At 66.2% G+C, this 24,002-nt stretch carries 16 protein-coding genes; 6 read left to right on the forward strand and 10 right to left on the reverse strand.

The features are described 5' to 3' along the window. Position 1 precedes the first annotated feature (1 nt). A complete protein-coding gene (gene ilvD / locus ACP92_RS02650; protein ID WP_048348489.1) occupies positions 2-1,864 on the forward strand; it encodes a dihydroxy-acid dehydratase in 1,863 nt (620 codons plus the stop codon). A gap of 90 nt (positions 1,865-1,954) precedes the next feature. Here the strand turns inward: ilvD and ACP92_RS02655 are convergent, their stop codons facing one another. After that, a complete protein-coding gene (locus tag ACP92_RS02655; protein WP_013232570.1) occupies positions 1,955-3,835 on the reverse strand; it encodes an AI-2E family transporter in 1,881 nt (626 codons plus the stop codon). 210 nt (positions 3,836-4,045) lie between these two features. On the opposite strand from ACP92_RS02655, the gene ACP92_RS02660 reads away from it, so the two are divergent. Next, positions 4,046-6,223, forward strand: coding sequence for a TonB-dependent receptor (locus tag ACP92_RS02660; RefSeq protein WP_013232571.1), 2,178 nt, complete (start codon positions 4,046-4,048; stop codon positions 6,221-6,223). A gap of 156 nt (positions 6,224-6,379) precedes the next feature. Here ACP92_RS02660 and gloA2 read toward each other — a convergent pair whose 3' ends face one another. Both gloA2 and ACP92_RS02670 read right to left on the reverse strand, forming a co-directional pair. Next, positions 6,380-6,775: an SMU1112c/YaeR family gloxylase I-like metalloprotein gene (gene gloA2 / locus ACP92_RS02665; RefSeq protein ID WP_013232572.1), complete on the reverse strand. Its 396-nt coding sequence runs from the start codon at positions 6,773-6,775 to the stop codon at positions 6,380-6,382. A gap of 22 nt (positions 6,776-6,797) precedes the next feature. Next, positions 6,798-7,742: a LysR family transcriptional regulator gene (locus ACP92_RS02670; protein WP_041310072.1), complete on the reverse strand. Its 945-nt coding sequence runs from the start codon at positions 7,740-7,742 to the stop codon at positions 6,798-6,800. A 131-nt stretch (positions 7,743-7,873) separates the two neighbouring features. On the opposite strand from ACP92_RS02670, the gene ACP92_RS02675 reads away from it, so the two are divergent. Beyond that, positions 7,874-9,328, forward strand: a complete 1,455-nt coding sequence (locus ACP92_RS02675; RefSeq protein WP_041310075.1) for an MFS transporter — start codon at positions 7,874-7,876, stop codon at positions 9,326-9,328. Between the two features lie 323 nt (positions 9,329-9,651). Continuing rightward, complete coding sequence (locus ACP92_RS02680) at positions 9,652-11,295, forward strand: methyl-accepting chemotaxis protein (RefSeq protein ID WP_013232575.1); 1,644 nt, start codon at positions 9,652-9,654, stop codon at positions 11,293-11,295. Positions 11,296-11,359: 64 nt separating this feature from the next. Here ACP92_RS02680 and ACP92_RS02685 read toward each other — a convergent pair whose 3' ends face one another. The 6 genes from ACP92_RS02685 to ACP92_RS02710 form a co-directional block, all read right to left on the reverse strand. Next, positions 11,360-12,703 (reverse strand): ABC transporter ATP-binding protein, encoded by a 1,344-nt coding sequence (locus tag ACP92_RS02685; protein WP_013232576.1) that lies wholly within the window; start codon positions 12,701-12,703, stop codon positions 11,360-11,362. Positions 12,704-12,717: 14 nt separating this feature from the next. Further along, the gene (locus tag ACP92_RS02690) at positions 12,718-14,463 is read right to left on the reverse strand and encodes an ABC transporter permease (protein ID WP_013232577.1); all 1,746 of its coding nucleotides are present in this window, start codon (positions 14,461-14,463) and stop codon (positions 12,718-12,720) included. A 309-nt stretch (positions 14,464-14,772) separates the two neighbouring features. Continuing rightward, positions 14,773-16,125, reverse strand: coding sequence for an MFS transporter (locus tag ACP92_RS02695; RefSeq protein WP_041310078.1), 1,353 nt, complete (start codon positions 16,123-16,125; stop codon positions 14,773-14,775). Between the two features lie 122 nt (positions 16,126-16,247). Then, on the reverse strand, positions 16,248-16,463 hold the full coding sequence (locus ACP92_RS02700) for a DUF2783 domain-containing protein (RefSeq protein WP_013232579.1): 216 nt from the start codon (positions 16,461-16,463) through the stop codon (positions 16,248-16,250). 49 nt (positions 16,464-16,512) lie between these two features. Then, a complete protein-coding gene (locus ACP92_RS02705) occupies positions 16,513-18,282 on the reverse strand; it encodes an FAD-dependent oxidoreductase (RefSeq protein WP_013232580.1) in 1,770 nt (589 codons plus the stop codon). Between the two features lie 28 nt (positions 18,283-18,310). Further along, the gene (locus tag ACP92_RS02710; protein WP_013232581.1) at positions 18,311-19,270 is read right to left on the reverse strand and encodes an MBL fold metallo-hydrolase; all 960 of its coding nucleotides are present in this window, start codon (positions 19,268-19,270) and stop codon (positions 18,311-18,313) included. Between the two features lie 329 nt (positions 19,271-19,599). Between ACP92_RS02710 and ACP92_RS02715 the strand changes: the two genes are divergently transcribed. Beyond that, positions 19,600-20,373 carry an IclR family transcriptional regulator gene (locus tag ACP92_RS02715; RefSeq protein WP_013232582.1) on the forward strand — a complete coding sequence of 258 codons (774 nt, stop codon included), beginning with the start codon at positions 19,600-19,602 and terminating at the stop codon, positions 20,371-20,373. Beyond that, on the forward strand, positions 20,370-21,218 hold the full coding sequence (locus tag ACP92_RS02720; RefSeq protein ID WP_013232583.1) for an IclR family transcriptional regulator: 849 nt from the start codon (positions 20,370-20,372) through the stop codon (positions 21,216-21,218). Before ACP92_RS02715 ends, ACP92_RS02720 begins: the two co-directional genes overlap by 4 nt. 30 nt (positions 21,219-21,248) lie before the next feature. Here the strand turns inward: ACP92_RS02720 and ACP92_RS02725 are convergent, their stop codons facing one another. Beyond that, positions 21,249-23,786, reverse strand: a complete 2,538-nt coding sequence (locus ACP92_RS02725; RefSeq protein WP_013232584.1) for an ATP-binding protein — start codon at positions 23,784-23,786, stop codon at positions 21,249-21,251. Between the last annotated feature and the right edge of the window lie 216 nt (positions 23,787-24,002).

Here is a 24,002-nt window from a genome sequence, read left to right on the forward strand (position 1 = left end):
CATGCCAACCTACCGTTCCTATACCACCACCCAGGGCCGCAACATGGCCGGCGCGCGCGCGCTGTGGCGCGCCACTGGCATGAAGGATGGCGATTTCACCAAGCCCATCATCGCGGTGGTCAACTCCTTCACCCAGTTCGTGCCCGGCCACGTCCACCTGAAGGACCTGGGACAGCTGGTGGCGCGCGAGATCGAGGCGGCCGGCGGCGTGGCCAAGGAATTCAACACCATCGCCGTCGATGACGGCATCGCCATGGGTCACGACGGCATGCTGTACTCGCTGCCCTCGCGCGACCTGATCGCCGACTCGGTGGAATACATGGTCAACGCCCACTGCGCCGACGCCATGGTCTGCATCTCCAACTGCGACAAGATCACCCCGGGCATGCTGATGGCCGCCATGCGCCTGAACATCCCCGTGGTCTTCGTCTCCGGCGGCCCGATGGAAGCCGGCAAGGTCATCAAGACCGTCAACACCGACAAGAAGGTCATCAAGCTGGACCTGGTGGACGCCATGATCCAGGCCGGCGACAAGAACATCTCGGACGCCGACGTGGCCGAAGTGGAACGCTCGGCCTGTCCCACCTGCGGTTCCTGCTCGGGCATGTTCACCGCCAACTCGATGAACTGCCTGACCGAAGTGCTGGGCCTGTCGCTGCCGGGCAATGGCACCATCGTCGCCACCCACGCCGACCGCAAGGAACTGTTCCTGCGCGCTGGCCGCCTGATCGTCGAACTGGCCAAGCGCCACTACGAACAGGACGACTACAGCATCCTGCCGCGCAACATCTGCACCAAGGAAACCTGGGAAAACGCCATGACCCTGGACGTCTCCATGGGCGGCTCCACCAACACCGTGCTGCACCTGCTGGCTGCCGCGCACGAAGCCAAGGTGGAATTCACCATGGCCGACATCGACCGCATCTCGCGCCGCGTGCCCTGCCTGTGCAAGGTCGCCCCGATGACCAACAAGTACCACATCGAAGACGTGCACCGCGCCGGCGGCATCATCTCCATCCTGGGCGAACTGGCCCGCGCCGGCTTGCTGGACACCTCCCGTCCCACCGTGCACAGCAAGACCCTGGGCGAAGCCATCGAGAAGTTCGACATCCGCGTTTCCAGCGATCCGGCCGTGCACAAGCTGTTCCGTGCTGCGCCCGGCGGCGTGCCCACGCAGGTGGCCTTCTCGCAGGAAGAGCGCTTCGAGGCCAACGACCTGGACCGCGCCAACGGCTGCATCCGTGATCGTGAACACGCCTACTCGCAGGATGGCGGCCTGGCCGTCCTCTACGGCAACATTGCCGAGAAGGGTTGCATCGTCAAGACGGCGGGCGTGGATGAAAGCATCCTGAAGTTCTCCGGCACCGCACGCGTCTTCGAAAGCCAGGACGCCGCCGTGGAAGGCATCCTGGGCGACAAGGTCAAGGCCGGCGATGTCGTCATCGTGCGCTACGAAGGCCCCAAGGGCGGCCCCGGCATGCAGGAAATGCTGTATCCGACCTCGTACATCAAGTCCAAGGGCCTGGGCAAGGCGTGCGCGCTGTTTACCGATGGCCGCTTCTCCGGCGGTTCCTCCGGCCTGGTGATCGGCCACGCCTCCCCGGAAGCGGCTGAAGGCGGCGCCATCGGCCTGGTGGAAGAGGGCGACATGATCGACATCGACATCCCCAACCGCACCATCAACCTGCGCATCTCCAGCGACGACCTGGCCAAGCGCCGCACCGCCATGGAAGCCCGTGGCGACGCCGCCTGGCAACCGGGCAACCGCCAGCGCGTGGTCTCGCAGGCGCTGCAGGCCTATGCGGCGCTGACCACGTCGGCTGATCGTGGCGCGGTGCGTGATCTGTCGCAATTGAAGCGCTGATCTGTTGATCTGCCTGAAATGACAAAGCCGCCCGGTGCATGCCGGGCGGCTTTTTTTGCGCCCGCAGTCCGGGCGCGCTACCTCCGCGCTTCAGGCCTTGAGCTCAGGCCGCATATGCGTCGCCGCAAAGGCCAGTCCCTCCTCGAATGAACTCAGCACCATGTCCACCTGATCCTTGACCACGCCAGCCTCTACCTCTTCGCTGAAGAACGAGGGGCGGATCGTCGCCAGCAGCGCCTGCGGAATGGCTGCGCGCAGCGTGCGCACCTGCTCTTGCCAGCGCGCCAGGCTCTCGCGCAGCGGATAGACCAGGAACACGATGGAGACCAGCTCGGCCTTGCTGCTGTCGGGCTGCTCGTCCTCCGGACGGTCCAGCGTGATGCTGCGGGCGTCGATGCCGGTCATGCGCAGCGCATGCACCAGCAGTTCGCAGAGCAGGTCGTCGCGCTCATGATCGAGCCCCGCGCACAGCACCACCGAGCCCACCGGCACATCCAGCGAGCCTTGCCAGCGTCCCAGCCGGGCCTGGCGCAGTTCGCGCAGGTGGGCGCCGACGCTGCTGTTGAGCAGCGGCACTTCGCGCCGGCGGCGCAGGCTCTTGGGCGTGCCGGGGGTCTGCATCAGGGTTTCGGTCAGTTGCGAGATGGAACTGAGCAGGCGGTTCTGCTGCGGCCCTTCGATGCGGCCCTCGCGGAAATCCACTGCGGCCAGCGCCAGGCCGGGCAAGAGCACCTGGTCGCAGTACTTGGCGAAGCTCTGCTTTTGCAGATGACGGCGCGCATCGCGGATGATGGCGTCGGATTCGCCGGCCAGGGCGCGCTGGTAGAAGCGTTCGGCATGGCTCATGTCGGGCGCTTCGCCCAGGAGGATGCTGATGGGTTCCAGCGCGGCGACGTGGCGTCCCGCCACCACCAGGCATAGCGTCAGCGGGGTCGACAGCAACAGGCCGATCGGTCCCCACAGGCTGCCCCAGAACAGCGCCGAGACGATCACCGCCAATGGCGACAGCCCCGAACTATGGCCATAGATGCGCGGTTCGATGAAGTTGGCCACGATCACTTCCAGGCAGCCGTAAAAGGCCAGGAAGGACAAGGCCAGCCACCAGCCCGGATCGATGGCTGCAATGAAGATGGCGATCATCACCCCCGAAGCCAGCGCGCCCAGGTAAGGCACGAAGCGCAGCACGCCGGCCAGCGTGCCCCACAGCACCGCATGCGGCACGCCGCCGGCGGCCAGGACCGCGCCCATGATCAGGCCGAACGCCAGGTTGACCAGGAACTGCGAGAAGAAGAAGCGCGACACCCCTTCGGCCGCGTCACCCAGCGCCTGCATGGTGCGGCTCATCTCGGTGAGGCCGGCCAGGCGGATCAGGCGCTCGCGCAGCGATTCCTGTTCCAGCAGGATGAACACCAGCAGCACCAGCACGATACCGGCCTGGCCGATCGGTCCCCAGGCCAGCGCAAAGAGGCGCTTGATCGCCCCTCGCACCGACATGCGGGTATCGGCTTCGGCCGCAGGCGCCGGCGCAGTGGCGGCGGCATGGCTGGCCTTCTTGCCGCTGCGGGTGGTTTCCGGCACCGGCTGCGGGATCACCGCGCTCAGTTCCGCTTCCAGCCGCGCGAAGGGGCGCTCGGTCATGGCGCGCACGCTTTCCACCTTGTCCTGGATGGCTTCGCGGTACTGCGGCAGGTCACTGGTGACGCTGACCAGCTGGAAGGCCAGCACCACCGCCAGCGCCACCAGGCAGGAGCCCACCAGCAGCACCGAGACGATGGCTGCCCCCGCGCGGTTCAGGCCGAGCGCATCGAGCTTGCGCACCAGCGGCAGGATGATCAGGCTGGCAATGCCGGCCACCGCCAGCGGCGCCAGGATCTCGCGGCCGAAATAGAGCATGCCCAGCGCGACAGCAGCGCCCAGCAGGGTGGTGGAATTGAAACGGGAGAGCGCGGAAGCTTTGCTGTGGATAGTCATGGCGTGTTGAGCTTGGCCTGAGGGGCAGGGGGCAGCGCGAGTATAGCAATGCCCGCCGGGCTGGCGTGGCGGCGTCGGCAGAAGTTTTTTTGCTGCGGGCTGATCCGTTTTCGGAAGTCGAGGGTCAAGGCAGATGAGAACGCTTCTTTTTTGCATCCGGAAGCGTATCCCCATCTTGTCCATCATTCATCGATCCGAAAGGTAAGCACCATGCGGCAGGCACAGCGCCACTGGCAGTCCAGCGAGTTTTCTTCCCCTCTTTGCACCCGTCCCACCGCCGTCGCGCAAGCCGCGCGCCTGCTGGTCCTGGGCACATTGCTGGCGGCGCCGGCCGCGTTCGCCCAGGACAGCGGCACGGCCCAGGACGCCAGCCTGCCCACCGTGACCGTCACCGGCCGCAGTGATACCGGCCTGCCCGCAGCCTATGCCGGTGGCCAGGTGGCGCGTGGCGGCGGCCTGGGCGTACTGGGTACGCAGGACGTGCTCGATACTCCCTTCTCGACCCTGAACTACACCGTCGAAGGCATCAAGAACCTGCAAGCCCGCACCGTGGGCGATGTCATCACCAGCGAAGCCTCGGTGCGCAACACCAACGGCGATGGCGGCTTCGGCGACAGCTACCAGATCCGTGGCCTGCCGGTGTCGGTCAATGACACCGGCTTCAATGGCCTCTATGGACTGGTCTCGCTGAGCCGTATGTCCACCGCCATGCTGGAGCGGGTGGAAGTGCTCAAGGGACCCGGCACCCTGATGTATGGCATGGGTCCGGCCGGCGGCGTGGGCGGCGCGATCAACCTGGTCAGCAAGCGCGCTGGCGAGGAACCGGTTTCCAGCCTCACCGCGACCTATGTGGGCAGCGCCCAGCTGGGCCTGCAGGGCGACATCGGCCGGCGTTTCGGCCAGGACAAGGAATGGGGCATCCGCGTCAATGCGCTCTATGCCGATGGCCGCACCAGCGTGGCCGACAACCGTCAGCAGCAGAGCATGGGTTCGCTGGCGCTGGACTATACCGGGCGCAAGCTGCGCTGGACCCTGGACGCCTACACCCAGCACGAAGACACCCGCAACTTCCGGCCGCAGTTCAGTATCGGCACCACCAGCATGCCATCGGCCCCGGCGGGCGACAGCAATCTCTATCCCGGCAATACCTTGCAGATCGACGACAAGGTCGTGGCAACCCGGCTGGAATACGATCTCACCGAGCAATTGACTGCCTATGGCGCGATCGGCTACCACGAAGGCGCGACGGCGCAGAGCTTCCCCAGCGCCACCATCACCGGCCTGGATGGCGCGACCTCGGTGCGCAATGGCTACTACGACCAGAAGGTCGTCAGCACCTCGGCCGATGTCGGCCTGCGCGCGCGCTTTGCCACCGGGCCGGTGCAGCATACCCTGAGCATGGCGGCCAATACGCTGGACCAGCAGACCAGCTACTTCTACTTCGTCAACGCCACCGGCGTGGCGTCCAACCTGTACCAACCCGCTCCGCTGGCCCCGGTCACCGCCGCCCGTGGCGAACCCCTGCCGCAGAGCCAGACGCGCCTGAGCGGCCTGGCGCTGACCGATACCCTGTCCATCGCCGATGGTCGCCTGCTGCTCACCGGCGGCCTGCGCCGCCAGCAGGTCTACAGCAACAGCTTCAGCACCCGCTCCAGCAGCAACAAGATCGGCTATTCGCCGGTGCTGGGCGTGGTGGTCAAGCCGCTGGAAAACCTCTCGCTGTATGCCAACTACACCGCCGGCCTGTCGGCGGGCGGCTTTGCCGGCGCCCAGTACGCCAATGCCGGCCAGGCCTTTGCACCCTACAAGACCAAGCAGTATGAAAGCGGCGTGAAGCTCGACTGGGGACGCGTCACCACCACCGCCGCGGTGTTCCAGATCGAACGCGCCAACAGCTCCACGGCCGTGGTCGGTTCGCAGACCTTCGCCACCCAGGATGGCCGCGCGCGCGTGCGCGGGCTGGAGCTGTCAGCCTATGGCGAAGCGCAGCGCGGCCTGCGTCTCATGGCCAGCGGCACCTTCTTCGAGACGCGCCAGTCGCATACCGTGGGTGGAACCAATGACGGCAAGGAGATCGGCGCCGTGCCCAAGCACAACTTCAACCTCGGGGCAGACTGGGACACGCCGTGGCTCCAGGGCCTGGCGCTCAATACGCGCATCATCAACACCGGCGCGAGCTGGTACAGCGACGCCAATACCGTCAAGGTGCCAGGCTGGACCCGCATGGACCTGGGCGCGCGCTACACCAGCCGGTTGGGCGGCCAGACCATCACCTATCGCGCCAACCTGGAAAACCTGTTCGACAAGCATTACTGGATCATGCAGAACGGCTATGCCGGCTACGGCGCAGGTCGCACGCTGGTGTTATCGGCACAGGTGGACTTCTGATGTGATCGCGCCGCGCTGGTCTCGGCGCAGAGCCTGTGGTGGGCTCTTCCCCGTTGCTGGCGCGGCGTTCCAGGCTGGAGGGAGAAATCGAGGGCGCGTGAGCTTCTCACGCGGCCTTGTTCAGGTGGACCTTCTACGCTGACCTTTTCTGCACCATCACGCTGCCGGCTGTTCATACAGCTCCAGCGGCAAGCCATCGGGATCGGCGAAGAAGGTGAAGCGCTTCTCCGTGTATTCATCGACGCGGATCTCTTCCACCGCCACGCCCTGTGATTCCAGCCAGGCCTTGGCGGCGGCCACGTTTTCCACGGCAAAGCAGAGATGGCGCAGGCCGCAGGCCTCGGGCCGCGAAGGCCGCGCTGGGGGCGCGGGAAAGGAGAACAGTTCCAGTTGCCCGCCGGAGGGCAGGGCCAGGTCCAGCTTCCAGGACTGGCGCGCCTCGCGGTAATGTTCGGCCACGACGCGCAGGCCCAGCAGGTCGACGTAGAAGGCGCGCGAGGCGGCATAGTCTGAACAGATCAGGGCGACGTGATGGATGGCTTGCAGTTGCATGGGCGTTTCCTGATACGAAAAGTTAGGGTTTGCCGGGCCGGCGGTGCGCCAGCGGTGCGCAGACGGCGCGTACTTTGTCGCGCAGCCAACGATGCGCCGGGTCCAGTTCCACCCGTGGATGCCACATCAGCGACACGATGATGGGCTCCAGCGGCAGCGGCAGTTCGAACACATGGATGCCAGCGGCGCTGCCGTCCTTGCGCTCTGCACCGGCGCGGGTGAGGAAGGAGCCCGGCACCATCGTCACCAGGTCCGAGGTGCGCACCACCGCCAGCGCACCGGGAAAGCTCGGCACCACCGCCACCACCCTGCGCACCAGCCCGCGCGCGGCCAGCGCCTCGTGCAGCGGACCTGCGGCCACGCCGCGTGGCGAGGCGCTCACGTGATCAAAGGCGCAGTAGCGTTCGGCGCTGACCCGGCGCAGCGCTGCCAGCGGATGGCCGGTGCGCACCGCTCCCACGAAGCGATCGCGGAACAGCGTCTGCAGGCGCACCTCCGGCCCCATCTCGCTGGCCACGCCAATCTCCAGGTCGGCGCTACCCTCGCGCAGCGGCACTGGCCCGCGCTCCACCTTGGGCACGAAGCGCAGCCGCACCAGTGGCGCCTCTGCGGTCACGGCCTCGATCAACTGGGCGCCCAGGGCTTCGATGAAACCATCGTTGGCGCGGATGCTGAAGTCGCGCTCCAGCCGGCTCAGGTCCAGCTCCGGCACCGACGGGCGCAGCACCGAACGCGCTTCGTGGACCACATTGCGCACGCGTTCGCGCAGCGCTTCGGCGCAGGGGGTGAGCACCATCTGGCGTCCGGCGCGCACCAGCAGCGGGTCGCCGGTGGCTTCGCGCAGCCGCGTGAGGGTGCGGCTCATGGCCGAGGCGCTCAGGCCGAGCCGACGCGCTGCGCCGGCCACGCTGGCTTCGGCGATGAGGGCATCGAGGGCGATGAGCAGGTTCAGGTCGGTTCCAGTCATGACGGGGATGCTAGCACGATCGCGCCAGACATGGCGTCGCATGCAATGATCCATTGCAAGCCATGCGTCTTCCGCCTTGTCTGCCGGATGGCTATAGTGAAGGCCTGTCCCGCTTTTTGCCGATCCCCGCCATGGAACTGTTCTCCGACCACCCCAACGATGAAGGCTTGCCCGGCAAGCAACGCCGCCGCGCCATGCTGGCCGTCATGACCGCCACCACCATGGCCGTCTTCGACGGCACCATCATCAATGTGGCGCTGCCCCAGATCAGCCAGGCCCTGCAGACCTCGGCAGCCGTGTCGATCTGGGTGTCCAATGCCTATCTGCTGGCCACGGCCATGACCCTGGCGGCCTTTGCGGCGCTGTCCTCGCGCATCGGTTTTCGCGCCCAGTTCAGCGCCGGGCTGGCGGTGTTCACGCTGGCCTCGCTGGGCTGTGCGCTGTCGGGCTCGGTGACCTTGCTGATACTCATGCGCATCCTGCAGGGGCTGGGCGGCGCGGCCATGCTCAGCATTGCGCCGGCGATCCATCGCACCATCTTCCCCAATCGTCTGCTGGGCCGCATCCTGGGTCTGAATGCCGTGCTGGTGGCCGCCAGCACGGCAGTGGGGCCGGTGCTGGGCGGCACCTTGCTGGCCATGCTGGGCTGGGAATGGATCTTCGCCATCAATGTGCCGCTGGGCGTCTTGGCGGTGTGGCTGGCCTGGAACGCCGTGCCCGATACGCGCAAGCCGGCCCAGGCCGCCTTCGACCTGGCCGGCGCACTCTGGTCGGCGCTCGCGATGGGGGCGCTGATCATGGCCGCCGATACCTGCGCGCGTTTCGCCGAACCCGGCCAGGGCAGTGGGGCCGCCTTCACCGCCGCCGCCTATGCTGTCACGGCGCTGCTGGCGGGCCTGGCCTTTGTGCGCGGCCAGCGTCGTGCCGCTGATCCATTGTTGCCGCTGGACATCTTCGCCAACCCACGCTTCTCGCTGGCCGCGCTGACCTCACTGGCTTCCTTCGTGGGGCAGGGCATTGCCTTCGTGGCCCTGCCTTTCCTGTTCCAGAACGCCTATGGCTATACGGCCTTCGAATCGGCGGCCTTGTTCACGCCCTGGCCGCTGGGCATCGTGCTGGTCGCGCCCCATGCTGGCCGGCTGGCCGACCGTCATTCGCCGGCGCTGTTGTCCAGCCTGGGGCTGGCGCTCTTTGCGCTGGGGCTGGTGCTGCTGGCCTTGCTGCCCGATCAGGCCCAGCCTTGGGATATCGGCTGGCGTGCGCTGGTCTGCGGCATGGGTTTCGGATTCTTCCAGAGTCCCAACAACCGCGAGATGCTCGGCAATGTGTCGCGCGAGCGCAGCGGCAATGCCTCGGGGGTGCTGGCCATCATGCGTACCTTCGGGCAATGCCTGGGGGCGGCGCTGCTGGGCGTGATCCTGGCCGTGCGGACTGCCGCCGCCGTGGCGCAGGGCGAGTTGCAGATGAATCCCGTCCAGGATGGCGAGGCGATCCGTATCGCACTGTGGCTTGCGGCAGCGGCCACCGCGCTGGCGACGGCAGTGAGCGCCAGCCGTCTGCGTCGCAAGGCTGAATCGCCCGCCTGATGAGCTTTTGCGGGCGATGGTGCAGAAAACGTCAGCGCCGCCGAATGTATGGACAAAACTGAAATGTACGTAAAATCTAGATTTTATAGAACCCGTAAAGCATCGCTAATCCTCGCTTTGGCGTAACCGGCAGGAGCATAGACTGGCTCCTGCTTGTCGGCGTTCTTTCTGCCACATTTGCAACAATAACCATCACAACGCAAACCTCCCCCGACGCCAGTCTCAAGCAGAGGTTCTGCAGTCCGTCTCCCGGCAAGCACCGTCAAACTTCTCTCCGGCCTCATCCTTGAGTCGGCCGGAGGATATCGTATAGGGGACACACTATGGGCAATCTGAAAGTCGTCACCAGGCTGGCATTGGGCTTTGGCCTCATCCTGGTATTTCTGCTGAGCATTTCCGCACTGGGTTTATATGGTATGGCGCGCGTCAATGATGCGCTCACCGACATCACCGACGTCAACAATGCCGAGATCAAGCTGGTCACTGCCTTGCGCAATGCGCTGAGTCAGCGCGCATTGGCTATCCGCAACATTGCCTTGCTCGATGAGCAGGCCGACATGCAGGTGGAATCGCAGACCCTGGCGCGCCAGGAAAAATTGTATGCCGATGCGTATGCCGCATTGGACAAGATGTTCACCACCGAAGCTGCCACCACCGAGCGCGAGCGGCAGTTGCTGGTGCAGATCAAGAACGATGAGGCGGCGACCTTGCCGCTGATGGCCAAGGCCGTGCAGCTAGGCCTGGAAAACAAGGCGGCCGAGGCGGGCAAGATGCTCATCACCCAGGTGCGCCCCAAGCAGCAGGCCTGGATCAAGTCGCTCACTGAGCTGGCGGAGTTCGAGGACCAGCTCAACGATGAAGCCGCCACGAGCGCGCGCAACACCTATGCCTGGCTGCGCATGGTGACAGTGGCCGCAGCGCTGGCCGCGCTGCTGGTCGGTGTGGCGGCCTCGGCGCTGATTGCCCGCAGCATCCTGCGCCAGCTCGGCGCCGAACCCTCCGAGGCGCAAGCCGTCGCGCGTGACATCGCCAGCGGCGACCTGACCGCCACGGTGCGCGTGCGCGAGGGCGACAGCTCCAGCCTGATGGCCTCGATCGAACAGATGCGTTACCAGTTGAATGTGATCGCGCACGGCATCAAGTCCGCCGCCGAGACCATCTCGGTGGCCAGCGGCCAGATCGCCCAGGGCAACTTCGACCTGTCGCAGCGCACCGAAGAGCAGGCTGCCTCTCTGGAAGAGACCGCCGCCAGCATGGAAGAGCTGACCACCACCGTGCGCCAGAACACCCAACACGCCAGCGAGGCGCTGCGCCTGTCGGGCGGCGCCACCGAGACCGCCGCGGCGGGCAGCCAGGCCTTCGACCGCGTGGTGCAGACCATGGACCGCATCACCGCCAGCAGCAGCAAGATGTCCGACATCATCAGCGTCATCGAAGGCATCGCCTTCCAGACCAATATCCTGGCGTTGAATGCGGCGGTGGAAGCCGCGCGCGCCGGCGAGCAGGGACGCGGCTTTGCGGTGGTGGCGTCGGAAGTGCGTTCGCTGGCCCAGCGCAGTGCGGTGGCGGCCAAGGAGATCAAGGAGCTGATCGGCGAATCGATGTCGCACGTCGGAGCCGGTTCGCAGCTGGTCAGCGACGCCGGCCAGCAGATGGCCCAGATCGTGGCCTCGGTGCAACGATTCGGCGAGATCATGAATAACATTGCCACCGCCACCCAGGAACAGGGCAGCGGCATCGAGCAGATCAATACGGCCATGGTGCAGATGGACCAGGTGACCCAGCAGAACGCCGCCCTGGTGGAAGAGGCCAGCGCCGCTGCGCAGTCGCTGTCGCAACAGGCCAGCGGCTTGCTGAAGGTGGTCTCGGTGTTCAAGATCCGCCAGGACCGATCACTGGCCGCGCCGCTGGAACAGGCGGCGCTGACGCGCACACCGGGGATGCCGGGGATGCCGGCACTGCATTGAGGAGCGTGTTCTTCGCTGTGCCGATCCGGTCAGGCCGGATCCGCACAGTTCCGCTCAGGTCGGATCAGCTGGAAGCGCCGTCTTCGTCATCCTCGTCCTTGGGCACGAAGACCATGCCGGTCTTGGCGTTGTAATCCATCAGGCCGGCATAGCGCCCCCAGGCGATCATGGTCTCGAAGGTCTTTTCGGGATTGTCGTAGGGCAGGGCGCTGCCGATGTCCTTCAACACACGCTCGGCCTCGATTTCCTCGGCCTCGCCCAGCAAGGCCAGGATGATGTGGAAGATGCGCAGCTTGTAGACCTGCTCGGCAAAGATGGCGCGCTGGCCCAGGCGGTCGGCGGCCACGAAGCGGCGGCCCAGGTCGGTCAGGTAGACCTCTTGCTTGGGCGTATCCACCAGTTCCAGGATTTCCGCCGCCTTCACGGTGGCGATGGTCTCGCCGAATTCCTTGCCGATCTCGTCGGAGATGTCGTAGATGTTGTTCAGTTCCGGCTCGTCGTGCAACAGGCTCATCAGGCCCAGGATCTGGCCCACCGGGATCAGCGGGATCGACTCCATGCGCTTGCGTCCGCGCGAGATCGGCTCGCCCGGCACATGCACTTCCGGCGGCAGGTCGGGCAGGGTGAGGGTGGTGATGGCTTCGTGGATGATATTGACCAGGCGCTGGAATTCCGGGCTCTTGGTATCGCGCGGATAGGGCAGGGGATTGTCCAGCACCAGGCCCAGGCGGCCCGGACGCGGAAACACCACGACGATGCGCGTGGCCATTTCCACCGCTTCCTCGATGTTGTGGGTGACCATGAAGATCGAGGTCAGGCCGCTGTCGGGCGCACGCCACAGGCTGATCAGTTCCTGGCGCAGGTTCTCTGCGGTCAGCACGTCCAGGGCGCTGAAGGCTTCGTCCAGGCACAGGAGCTTGGGCTTGGACACCAGCGCGCGCGCAATGCCCACGCGCTGGCGCATGCCCCCCGAGAGTTCACGCGGATAGGCGCTGTGGTAGTTGCCCAGGCCGATCAGTTCGATGGCGCGGTCCACCGCCGCATCGCGTTCTTCGCGGGTCGGATTGTGCGACATCAGGCCCACGGCCACATTCTGTTCCACCGTCAGCCAGGGATAGAGCGCGAAGGTCTGGAACACCACCGAGGCATCGCGATTGACGCCATACAGCGGTTTGCCCGCGGCCATGGTGTGGCCCGAGCTGGGTTCCACCAGGCCGGTCAGGCAGCGCAGGATGGTCGACTTGCCCGAGCCGGACTGACCCAAGAGGGCCAGCAGTTCACCTTCGTGGACGGCCAGGTCGATGTTGTCCAGCACCTTGAGCTCGTGGCCGCCGGCGGTGTTATAGGATTTGCTGACGGCGCACAGTTCAGCGACGGCGGGACGTTGTTGCGGAGAAGTCATGGTCATGGCGTGGCTCAAGGTCAATCGAGACGGAAACGGCGTTCGGCGAAGGCATACAGGCGACGCCAGACAAACTTGTTCATCAGCACGACGAACATGGACATCACGCCGATGCTGGCGATGATGAGAGGCGTATCACCGGACTTGGTGACCGCCGAGATATAGGCGCCCAGGCCATCGGCCTTGAGCGAGACATCGCCCCAGCTGGCCAGTTCAGCCACGATGGAAGCATTCCAGGCGCCGCCGGCGGCGGTACACGCACCGGTCACCCAGAACGGGAAGATGGCCGGCAGGATCAGGGTCTTCCACAGGTTCCAGCGCGACAGGCCATACATGCGGGCGGCTTCCTTCAGGTCATTGGGAATGGCCATGGCCCCGGCAATCACGTTGAAGAGGATGTACCACTGCGTGCCCATGGCGATCAACAGGATGCTGCCCCAGTTCATGCTCACGTTGGCGGCCACGAACCAGCCCACCACCAGCGGGAAGGTCATGTTGACCGGGAAGGACGCGCCGATCTGCGCCAGCGGCTGGGCGAAGCGGGCGATGTGCGGCTTGGAGCCGATCCACACGCCTACCGGGGTCCAGATGAGGGTGGCAATCACCGTCATGGCCAGCACCCGCAGCATGGTCAGGAAACCCAGCCAGACGATGTGGCCGAACAGGCTCCAGCTCATCGCGCCATGCAGTGCATCGATGGCCGCCACCAGCCCGCGCAGCGCTTCGAAGATCAGCAGGCCGCAGATCAGGCCCGTCAGCACGCGCTTGGTCCAGCGTTCGCGGGTGATGCGGGCCGGTGTCGGTGCGGCCGAGGTGCCCGGACGGTGGCGCGCCAGCCAATCGCCCAGCGGCTGCCAGCATTTCTCATCGAGCCAGGTGAAGACGTAGGAGCCGCGCAGCAGGTCATAGACCCAGGAGGTCGGCGGCGAGCTCGATTCGGTCAGCTCGATCTTGAACTTGTCGGCCCAGGCCAGGAGAGGACGCCAGACCAGCTGGTCGCTCACCAGGATCAGCGCCAGCATGGCGATGACCGCCCACAGCGCCGCCGTATGGTCGCCCTGGTCGATGGCCTGGGCCATGTAGGAACCCAGGCCGGGCAGCTTCAGGTCCTTGTTCATGACGCTGATGGCCTCGCTCTGCGCCACGAAGAACCAGCCGCCGCCGAAGGACATCATCGAATTCCAGATCAGGCTGTGCGCCGAGGCCGGCAGTTCCACGGTGCGGAAGCGCTGCCAGGCCGTGAGGCGATAGGTGGTGGCGGCTTCCTGCATGTCGGTCGGGATGGTGACCATGGAGTGATAGAAGCCGAAGGCCATGTTCCACACCTGGCCAGTGAAGATGGCGAAGATGGCCGCGCATTCCACGCCCATCAAGCTACCCGGGAACAGCGCCATGAAGCCGGCCACGGTGGCCGAGAGGAAACCCAGCACCGGCACCGATTGCAGGATATCGAGGGCCGGCAGGATGAGGGCGCGCGCACGGCGGCTCTTGGCGGCCAGGTAGCCGGTGCCGATGGCGAAGAATAACGAAAACGCGAACGCGATCCACATGCGCAGCAGTGTGCGCCCGGCGTAATAGGGGATCATGGCCGGCGAGCTGTCCACCTCCAGCTGGTCGGACGGGTCGAAGTGGACCAGCATGCCCTTACCGAAGTGCAGGGCGCTCCACAGCAGGCCGAACAGCACCGCCAGCACCAGCGCATCGATCCAGCCGAAGCCAGGCTTGACTTCTTCATAGGCCGTCAGCTGCGGCGAGGTGGTCTTCATTTTCATGGCGGCAAGGCGGGATGGCGGTGGTGGCTGGGCAAGGAGTGTTCAGGTGGTTGCGGGCCGGTCTGGCCTGATCGGTCGGACCAGGCGTCCCCGAGGACTGGCGGCGCAACTGTAACAACAAATTCTGACAGTTTCTTGACCAGCCCGTCGGCTGTCGCACAAATGCCAAGTATCGACACTGGAACGCATCTCATGCCTATTGATGAAATGCGTTCCAATGACAACCGGCGCCGGGGCAGCAAGCCCGGGCGCCGGTGTAGATGAGGTGTGCTGATCGGGCCGGATGGCCGTCTCAGTGAGGTTCTAGGCGGTGGCAGCCGTCGCGGCCTTCCTCGGAATCAGGCTCCACATCGCCAATCCACTGAGCAACAACAAGCCCGCCAGGATATAGAGCGCGATATCCATGTTGCCGGTCCGTGTCTTGACCAGCCCGATCAGCCAGGGGCTGACGATGCCGCTGGTAATGCCCACGCTGGAAATGAAGGCGATGCCCGGGGCGATGGTCTGCGCGGGCAACAGGCCCGGCGGCAGCGACCAGAAGATGGGCAGGGCCGCGAAGATCAGCACCGCCGCCACCGACAGCAGGCCCAGCGAGACCGCAAAGCTGGAGGGATGCAGCGTCAGCGCCGCCAGCGCCAGTGCGCCGCCGGTGGTGCAGACGGCGAAGTGGCCGTGACGCTCATTGCGGCGGTCGGAACGGCGCGCGATCAGGATCAGGCCGACTGCACCGATGGCATTGGGAATGACGCTATAGAGCGAAACCTCGACCACGTCCTTGATACCAAAGTCGCGGATCATCAGCGGCATCCAGAAGTTCAGCGTCAGCGAGCCGCAGGTCAGGGCGAAGTAGATGAAGGCGAACAGGTAGGTGGTGCGATGCGACAGCGCCTGCCTGAGCGCGGCCAGCGAATGGCCGCTGACATGGTGGGTGCGCAGCGCTTCCTGTTGGTGACGGGCCTGCAGGAAGCTGCGTTCTTCCGGGCTGAGCCACTTGGCCTGGGCCGGCCCGTCGGCCAGCAGGAAGATCGCCAGCAGGCCCAGCACCACCGCCGGCGCGCCTTCGATGGCAAACATCCATTGCCAGCCGTACAGCCCCATCACGCCGGCCATGTCACGCATGATCCAGCCTGAGACCAGTCCCCCCAGCACCCCCGCCACGGCCACGCCGGCAAAGAAGATGGCCATCACCGCCGCACGGCGGCGGGCCGGGAACCAGTAGCTGAGATAGAGCACGATGCCGGGGAAGAAGCCGGCCTCGAACACCCCCAGCAGGAAGCGCAGCGTATAGAAGTGGGCCGCATCGGTCACCGCCATCATGCCCACCGAGGCCAGTCCCCACAGCACCATGATGCGCGAGAAGGTGCGGCGCGCGCCGAAGCGCGCCAGCGCCATGTTGCTGGGCACTTCAAAGAGTACGTAACCGACATAGAAGATCGCTGCGCCCAGGCCATACATGGCGTCGCTGAAGCCCAGGTCCTGCTTCATCTGCAGTTGCGCAAAGCCGATGTTGATGCGGTCCAGGAAGGAGACCACATAGCAGATGAAGAGGAAGGGGATGATGCGCAGCCAGACCTTGCGGTAGATCGCGTCTTCGGCCTGGCTGGCAAGGCTGGGGGTGGTGGACAGCGTCGCGCCGCCCGAGGATGGGGTCATCATGGTTGTCTCCGTTGTGTCGGCGCCTGGGGCGCTCTTCTGGATATCGTTGTAGGAATCGTGCAGGCATCGTGCTGCGGTGACAGCCCGGTTCCCGGCCGGGCATGTCGTCAGCGACTGCGCGCTCAGGCCGCTTCCGCCAGGGGCGCGGCGACGCCGGCGCGGGCGCTGCGCATGGCGTCGAGCAGCACGTCGTGGCCGCCGATGTGATTGCACAGCAGCAGGATCAGGCGCGCATTGACGGCCTGGCTGGCTTCATCGTCCAGTCCGCGATGCATCTCGATGAGGGCTTCATAGAAGTCGTCCGGGCGGCTCAGGTTGGGGGCGGTGTTGAGGTTCATGCAGGTCTCCAGTGTTGATGTTGTTGGTCGGTCTTGCGTTTGCCTATGCCTATGCGGCCAGCGCCTGTGCGGCATTGGTTGTGTTGGTGGTGTGGGTGGCGTGTCCGGTGGCGCGCAGCAGCGCCTGCGCGACGGCTGCCGCGTCGGCGCTACGCCAGCGGGCGCTGACATGCTGGTCGGGGCGGATCAGGTAGCAACTGCCCGGGTGGGCGTCGTAGCGCTGGGCCGCCAGCGTGTCGATGTCCTGCACCTGGATGGCTTGGCCAGCGAGCGTCTGCAGCACCCGTTCATCCTCTTGCGTGGCGGCCTGCGCACTGATGAAGAGCAGCCTCAGTGCGTCAGGCTGGGCCAGCGCCGCCAGTGCTTGCCGCGTGGCGGCGGGCAACTGGGCCGGTGCGGCAAAGATCATCAGCACGAAGCGGTCACCCAGTTGCGGCAACAGCCAGGCCGGCTGGCCTGCCTGCAGCAGGGGCGCATCGCAGCAGGGGGCGCCGGGCCGCATCGGGCCGGTGAAGGCTACAGCCTCTGGCGCGGCGGCCTGGTCCGGCGTGTTCAGCGGTGACTGGTCCAGCGTGGCCGGCAGCGACAGCCGGCCGCTGTTGACCAAGCGGCGGGCGAAGGCATGCTCGCGCGCCAGGCCCAGGACGGCGTCGCGGAAGGCGCGGCTGACCGCGCTCTTGGGTGTGATGAAATCGGTGGAGCGGGTGGAATTGAGCAGGTTCTCGTCGGCGGCATATTCGCGCTCGCTGGCATAGCTGTCCAGCAGGCTGTCGGGAGCCTTGCCTTGCAGCACATGGGCCAGTTTCCAGGCCAGGTTCTCGGCGTCCTGGATGCCGCTGTTGGCCCCACGCGCGCCGAAGGGTGAGACGCAATGCGCGGCATCGCCCACGAACAGCACCCGGCCGTGGCGGAAGCGCTCCATGCGCACGCACGAGAAGGTATAGACGCTGACCCATTCCAGCGAGAAGGACACCTCCTCGCCCAGCAATGCGCGCACCCGCGGGATGACGCGCTCGGGGGTCTTTTCCAGCACCGGATCGGCGTCCCAGCCAAGCTGGAAGTCGATGCGCCAGACGTCGTCGGGCTGGCGGTGCAGCAGCACCGATTGCTGCGGATGGAAAGGCGGATCGAACCAGAACCAGCGCTCGGCCGGGAAGGGGGCGTCCATCTTCACGTCGGCGATGAGGAAGCGGTCGCGGAAGGTGTGGCCCTGGCTTTCCAGTCCCATCATCTTGCGCAGCGGGCTGCGCGAACCGTCGGCGGCCACCACGTAGCGCGCCTTGAGCGTGTAGCTGCCCTGCGGGGTGTCGACGGTGAGCGCTTCGTGGTCCTCATGGTGGGCGATGGCGCTGACCTTGTTCTTCCAGCGGATCTCGATGTGGGGCCACTGCTGCGCCTGCTCCAGCAGATAGCCCTCGACATAGTATTGCTGCAGGTTGATGAAGGCCGGACGCGCATGGCCGCTCTCGGGCAGCAGGTCGAACTCGTACACCGCCTGGTCGCGCAGGAACACCTTGCCGCGATTCCAGCCCACGCCCTTGTCCACCATGCGCTGGCCGCAGCCGATGCGGTCGAAGATGTCCAGGGTGCGCTTGGCAAAGCAGATCGCCCGTGAGCCGGTGGAGAGGGTGTCGTCATCGTCCACCAGCACCACTGCGATGCCTTGCCGCGCAAGGTCGATGGCGCAGGCCAGGCCGACCGGGCCGGCGCCGATGATGACCACCGGATGCACCGGCGCATGGCCGGGCGACTGCTGTTCGGCGCAGGGTGTCCAGGCAAAGCGCTGCTGCTGGTAATCGATGGCTGGGTTCTGGTTCATTCTGGGTCTCCTCGCTTTCCTGCTGCCATCAGGCCTGCAGCGCCTTCCACATTTCCTTGTCGCGCTCGGCGGTCCAGATGCGCGGGTGACTGATGCCGGAGGCTTCGTCAAAGGCGCGGGTCACGTCGAAGGGCAGGCAATGCTCGTAGATGAAGACCTGACCGAACTTGGGGTCCATCAGGCTGCGCGTATGCGCCATGGCTTCCTTCAGGCTCATCTTGGCGGCCACGGCGTCCTTGCCGGCGCGCAGCAGCGTGGAGACGAAATCGCGGGTGTAGGCAATGCCTTGCTCGACCTGTTCGCGACCCACCAGGGCCGGGCCGCGTCCCGGCACCAGGGCGTCGGCCTGCAGGTCCGAGAGCGCATCCAGGGTGGCCGGCCATTGTTCGAGCTGGGCGTCGCCGCAGTAGCAGGCGGCGTCGTATTCGACCAGGTCGCCGGAGAACAGCACCTTCTGGCTGGGAATCCACACCACCGTATCGCCCTTGGTGTGGCCTGCGCCGAGATGGGCGATCTTCACTTCCAGATTGCCCATGAAGATCGTCATCTCCTTCTCGAACACCATGGTCGGCCAGGTCAGGCCGGGCACGGTCTCGACGCCGGCGAACAGGCGCGGGAAGCGCTCGATCTCGGACTTCATGTCGGCCTCGCCGCGCTCGACGATCATTTCGTAGGTGCCGCGGCTGGCGATGACCTGCTCGCCGCCTTCCTGCAGATAGGCCGAGGCCCCCAGCACGCGCACTGCGTGATAGTGCGACAACACCACGTACTTGATGGGCTTGTCGGTGATGGCGCGGATGCGCGCGATGAGGTCCTGGGCCATGGCCGGCGTGGCGGTGGTGTCGATCACCATCACGCTGTCGTCGCCGATGATGACGCCGGAATTGGGATCGCCCTCTGCCGTGTAGGCGTAGGCGTTGTCGGAAAGTTGGACGAAGCTGATCTTCTTGGCTTCGAGATCTGCCTGGGATGCAAAGGCCTTGGCCATGGCTGCCTCTCTCTATCGGGTTGCGGGCTGGAGCGGGGACGAGCGCAGGCAATGGCTGGCGCCTTGGGGGCTGGTCTCCGTCCACGTCTGGGTGGTTCTGGTGTGTTTTTGGGTGACCCGGTGTGGCCGGGTGAACACATCTTAGTGAGCGGATTTGCATTAGTCAATATCAAATACGCTTGCTGCTGGTTAATGGCGTTCCAGGCAATGAGAATTGCCGGAGCAGCGTCCGAGCCCGCAGAGAGGGAATCAGGGAGCGGCGCGGTGGATTAGAATCCAGCCTTCGACGTTCGCTTCTATCCCTTTTCGATCACGACCGGAAATTGCCGATGCCCCAGCCGCCTGCCAAGACACAACGAGGAATCCAGAGCGTGGAAGTGGCCGGCCGCCTGCTGCAGGCGCTGGCGGCGGCACGCCAGCCCATGCCGCTGGTGGCGCTGGCCGCCGCCGCTGGTCTGACCTCGGCGCAAGCCCATACCTATCTGGTGAGCCTGTTGCGGCTGGGCTTGATCAAGCGCACGCCGGCCGAGGGCCACTATGAGGCCGGTCCGTTGGCGCTGCGCCTGGGTGTGGCGCGACTGTCGCAACAGCCGGCCTATCGTCTGGCCATTGCGCAGGCGCAGCACCTGAGCGCGGCCACGGGGTGCAGCGTGGCGGTCTCGCTGCCGACGCCGGAAGGGCCGACCATCGTCCACTACGCCCATGCCGGCAAATCCTTGCACCTGAACCTGCACGTGGGCAGCGTCATGGCCCTGGCCGATACCGCCACCGGCCGCACCTGCTGCGCCTTCCAGCCACCCCAGCAGTGGCTCCCCGCCTGGGAGCGCCAGCATCCGGAGGCCAGCCGCGCGCGCATCCGCCAGTTCCAGGCCGAGCTGGAGGCGATCCGCCAGCGCGGCCTGGAGCGCGCCATCGATGCACCCAGTCCGGGCGTGTCCAGCCTGTGCATGCCCTTGCTGGACCAGGATCAGGTGCTGTCGCTGCTGCTCACCGTCATCGGTCCCAGCGGCAGCATCGACACGGGCTGGCGCGGCGCGGTCGCACGCGAGCTGCGCGCCTGCATCGCCAGCATCAGCAGCCAGTTGAACGAGGAAACCGCATGAAACACCTGCCCCCTGACGACGCCCCAGCCGATAGCGATGCTCGCGGCCAGCGCGGCATCCAGTCACTGGACAACACCGGTCAATTGCTCGACGCCCTGCTGGCGGCGGGCCGTCCGCTGGCGCTGGGCGACCTCGCGCGGCTGGCCGGCATGCCGGCGGCCAAGGCCTTTCCGCATCTGGTGAGCCTGCAGAAGATCGGCCTGCTCATGCGGGATGCGCAGGGCAATTTCCTGCCCGGCGCGCTCGGCCTGGAACTGGGGCTGGCCGCCTTGCAACGGCTGTCGCCGCTGCGTGAAGCCGAGGCCGAAGTGGCGGCATTGGCGCAGGAGACGGGTTTGTCGGTGGCGCTGGCGGTGGCCGGTCCCTTGGGGCCGACCGTGGTCCGGCTGGAAGAATCCTCGCGGCCGCAGCACGTGAGCCTGCGCATCGGCACCGTGCTGTCGATGGTGCATACGGCCATTGGCCGCGTGTGCGCGGCCTGTGCGCCGGCAGATGGCTTGCCCGGCGCGCTGGCGCTGGATGGGATCCGGATGGAAGGGGCCGCGCTGGAATCGGTCTGCCATGCCGATGGCAGCCTGCATGCCGCTTACGCTGCCCAGCTGGCCAAGATCCGGGCGCAGGGCATGGACCAGGCGCTGGGACATCCGGTGCCAGGCATCAATACCCTGGCCGCGCCGGTGTTCAATCACGCCGGGCAACTGGCGCTGGTGATGGCGGTCATGGGCAGCAGCGGCAGCTACGATACCGCGTTGCAGGGCGCGGTGGCGCAGCGTCTGCGCAGCGCGGCGCAGGCAGTGTCATGGCGGCTGGGCGCGGCCCTGGATGCTCAGGCGCCCTTGGCCTGAGGCGCGGCGCGGTATGTTCTCCTGCGCCGCTCAGTTCGGCGCGACCCGGCTTTCCAGTATGCTCTGCACCCGGCGCGCCAGTGCTTCCATCTTGAAGGGCTTGGTCATCAGTTGCATGCCCCGCTCCAGATGGCCGTTGTCGAAGGCGGCGTTTTCGGCGTAACCGGTAATGAAGAGCACGTGCAGATCCGGTCGCGCGGCGCGTCCGGCGTCGGCCACCTGGCGCCCATTGAGGCCGCCCGGCAGGCCCACGTCGGTGATGAGCAGATCGATACGCTGCTTTGATTGCAGGATGCGCAGCGCACCCGGCCCATCCTCGGCCTGCAGCACGTCATAGCCGGCGTCACTGAGGATCTCCGCCACCAGCATGCGGATGGAGGCCTCGTCATCGACCACCAGCACCACCTCGCCGTTGCCGTCGCCCGCAGCCGTTTCATCGAGCGCGTCGGCCTCGTCCTGTTCGTCGCCATCGTGCTGGTGGCGCGGCAGATAGATCGATACCGTGGTGCCTTGTCCCACCTCCGAATACAGCCGCACCTGGCCGCCCGACTGCCGCGCAAAACCATACACCATCGACAGCCCCAGCCCGGTGCCGGCGCCGATGGGCTTGGTGGTGAAGAAGGGATCGAAGGCGCGCGCCAGCACATCGGGCGGCATGCCCACGCCGCTGTCGGTGACCGAGATGCAGACATATTGGCCGGGAGGCAGGTCGCGCTCGTGCGCCCATCTGTCATCCAGCCATTTGTTGGCGGTCTCGATGGTCAGCCGTCCACCGCCGGGCATGGCGTCGCGGGCGTTGATGCACAGGTTCAGCAGCGCGCTCTCCAGTTGCGGGCCATCCACGAAGGTCGGCCAGAGGCCCCCCGCGCCCACCACTTCCAGCACGATGGCAGGGCCGATGGTGCGGCGGATCAGCTCTTCCATGCCGCTGATGAGCGCATTGACCCGGGTCGGCTTGGGCGCCAGCGTCTGGCGGCGCGCAAAGGCCAGCAACCGCTGCGTGAGCGAGGCGGCGCGCTGGGTGCTGCGAGCGGCCAGTTCGACGTAGCGCAGCAGTTCCTCGCCGCGTCCCTGCACCAGACGCACGCGCATGAGGTCCAGGCTGCCGCTGATGCCGCCCAGCAGATTGTTGAAGTCATGCGCCAGGCCGCCGGTGAGCTGGCCGATGGCTTCGATCTTCTGGGAGTGACGCAGCGCTTCTTCAGTGGCCATCAGCTCGCGCGTGCGGGCGCTCACTTCGGCTTCCAGCGATTCATTGATGGCGCGCAGCCGCGCTTCGCTCTCGGCCAGGGCGCGCTGGTTGCGGATGCGTTCGAAGGCGGCGCAGGCGCGTTCGCTGACTTCGCGCACGATGGCCAGTTCGTTCTCGGTCCAGACGCGCGGCGCATCGCTGCTCACCTGCACCAGCGCCACCGGCTGGTCCTGCGCCAGCACCGGCACATCCATGAAGGACACCACGCCCAGCGCGCGCTGCTCGTCGGCCAGCGCGACAGTGCGGGCGTCGCTGGACACATCGGCCACCAGCATGGGATGGCCCTGCTCCAGCACGCGCTGCAGCGGCCGCCGGGCATGCGCCTGCAGCCCGCGCTCGGCATCGTCATCGCGATGGAAACGCCACTGGCCCAGGTCCTGGCACTGCCGTTGCGGCCCAAGAGTGTGGAAACTGACCCAGCGCGCGGTCAGCGCTTCGCCGATGATGTGGGCAGCCGCGCTGGCGATGTCTTGCGGCGAATCGGTGGCGCGGATCGCGTCGGCCAGGTGCAGCAGCGCATGCTGGCGCGCTTCGCTGTGCTTGCGGTCGGTCACGTCGCGGGTGGTGCCGGCGACCGCTTCGACTTCGCCATCCGGTCCCAGGACGGGGAAGATGATGTAGTCATAGATGCGCCGTCCGAACGTGCCATTGAAGGGCACGTCGCCGCGCACCGGGCGTTTGGTGGCGCGCACCTGTTCGATTTCGCGGCTGTGCATTTCCGCATGCCAGGGTTCATAGCCCAGTTCCAGGCAAGTCTTGCCGATGGCCTCGTCCCAGGTCTTGCCCCACATCTGCAACAGCACCCGGTTGGCATAGGTGAAGCGATGCTCCAGGTCCCAGGCGTAGGCCAGGTCGGGTGTGGTGGCGAAGAAGGTTTCGTAGAAGCGCCGCCGCCGCTCGGATTCGTCGGTCAGGCGGGCCAGCTCGGCCACCGCTTCATGGCGCAGGCGCGTCTGCTGCAGGCCATGCTCGGCCGCCGGCTGCGCCGCGATGGCGCGCAGCTTCACCGACAGGCCGTGCGCGCCGGCATAGCAGGAGACCGCGTAGGCCGGTCCGGGCTGGTGATGCGGATGGATCAGCACGGCGTCACGACTGCGCTGGTCGGCCTGCACGGCCCGCAGGCACTCTTCCAGCGGGCTGCCCAGCAGCTCGGGGCAGGCCTGCCAGATAGGACGGCCCAGCAGGTCCTGGCCATGCGGGTTCAACAGCGCCTGTGCGGGGCTGTCGAGGAAGACGAAACGCCACTGCGGGTCCAACGCGAAAAACGCCTCGGGCGGAAGCGCCGGCAGGCGGTCAGGGGAGAGGGCGGTCGACATGGCGCACCTTGATTTTTGGTTACGCCGATTTTAGATGAGGTTGCGTGAGGATGCTGTAGGACAACCTGCCTAATTGCATCCTGCGCAACAGGAATGCTTGACCGGGAAATGGCTCATCAGGTGAGATTGCCCGTCGGAAATCCGCTTGCCATCAGGGTTTTCCTGAGTTGGGCCGGCTCTGTCGGACGTTATAATGTTGACCTTTGGTCTACCGAC

This window comes from Herbaspirillum seropedicae (assembly GCF_001040945.1).
Taxonomy (GTDB): Bacteria; Pseudomonadota; Gammaproteobacteria; order Burkholderiales; family Burkholderiaceae_D; genus Herbaspirillum; species Herbaspirillum seropedicae.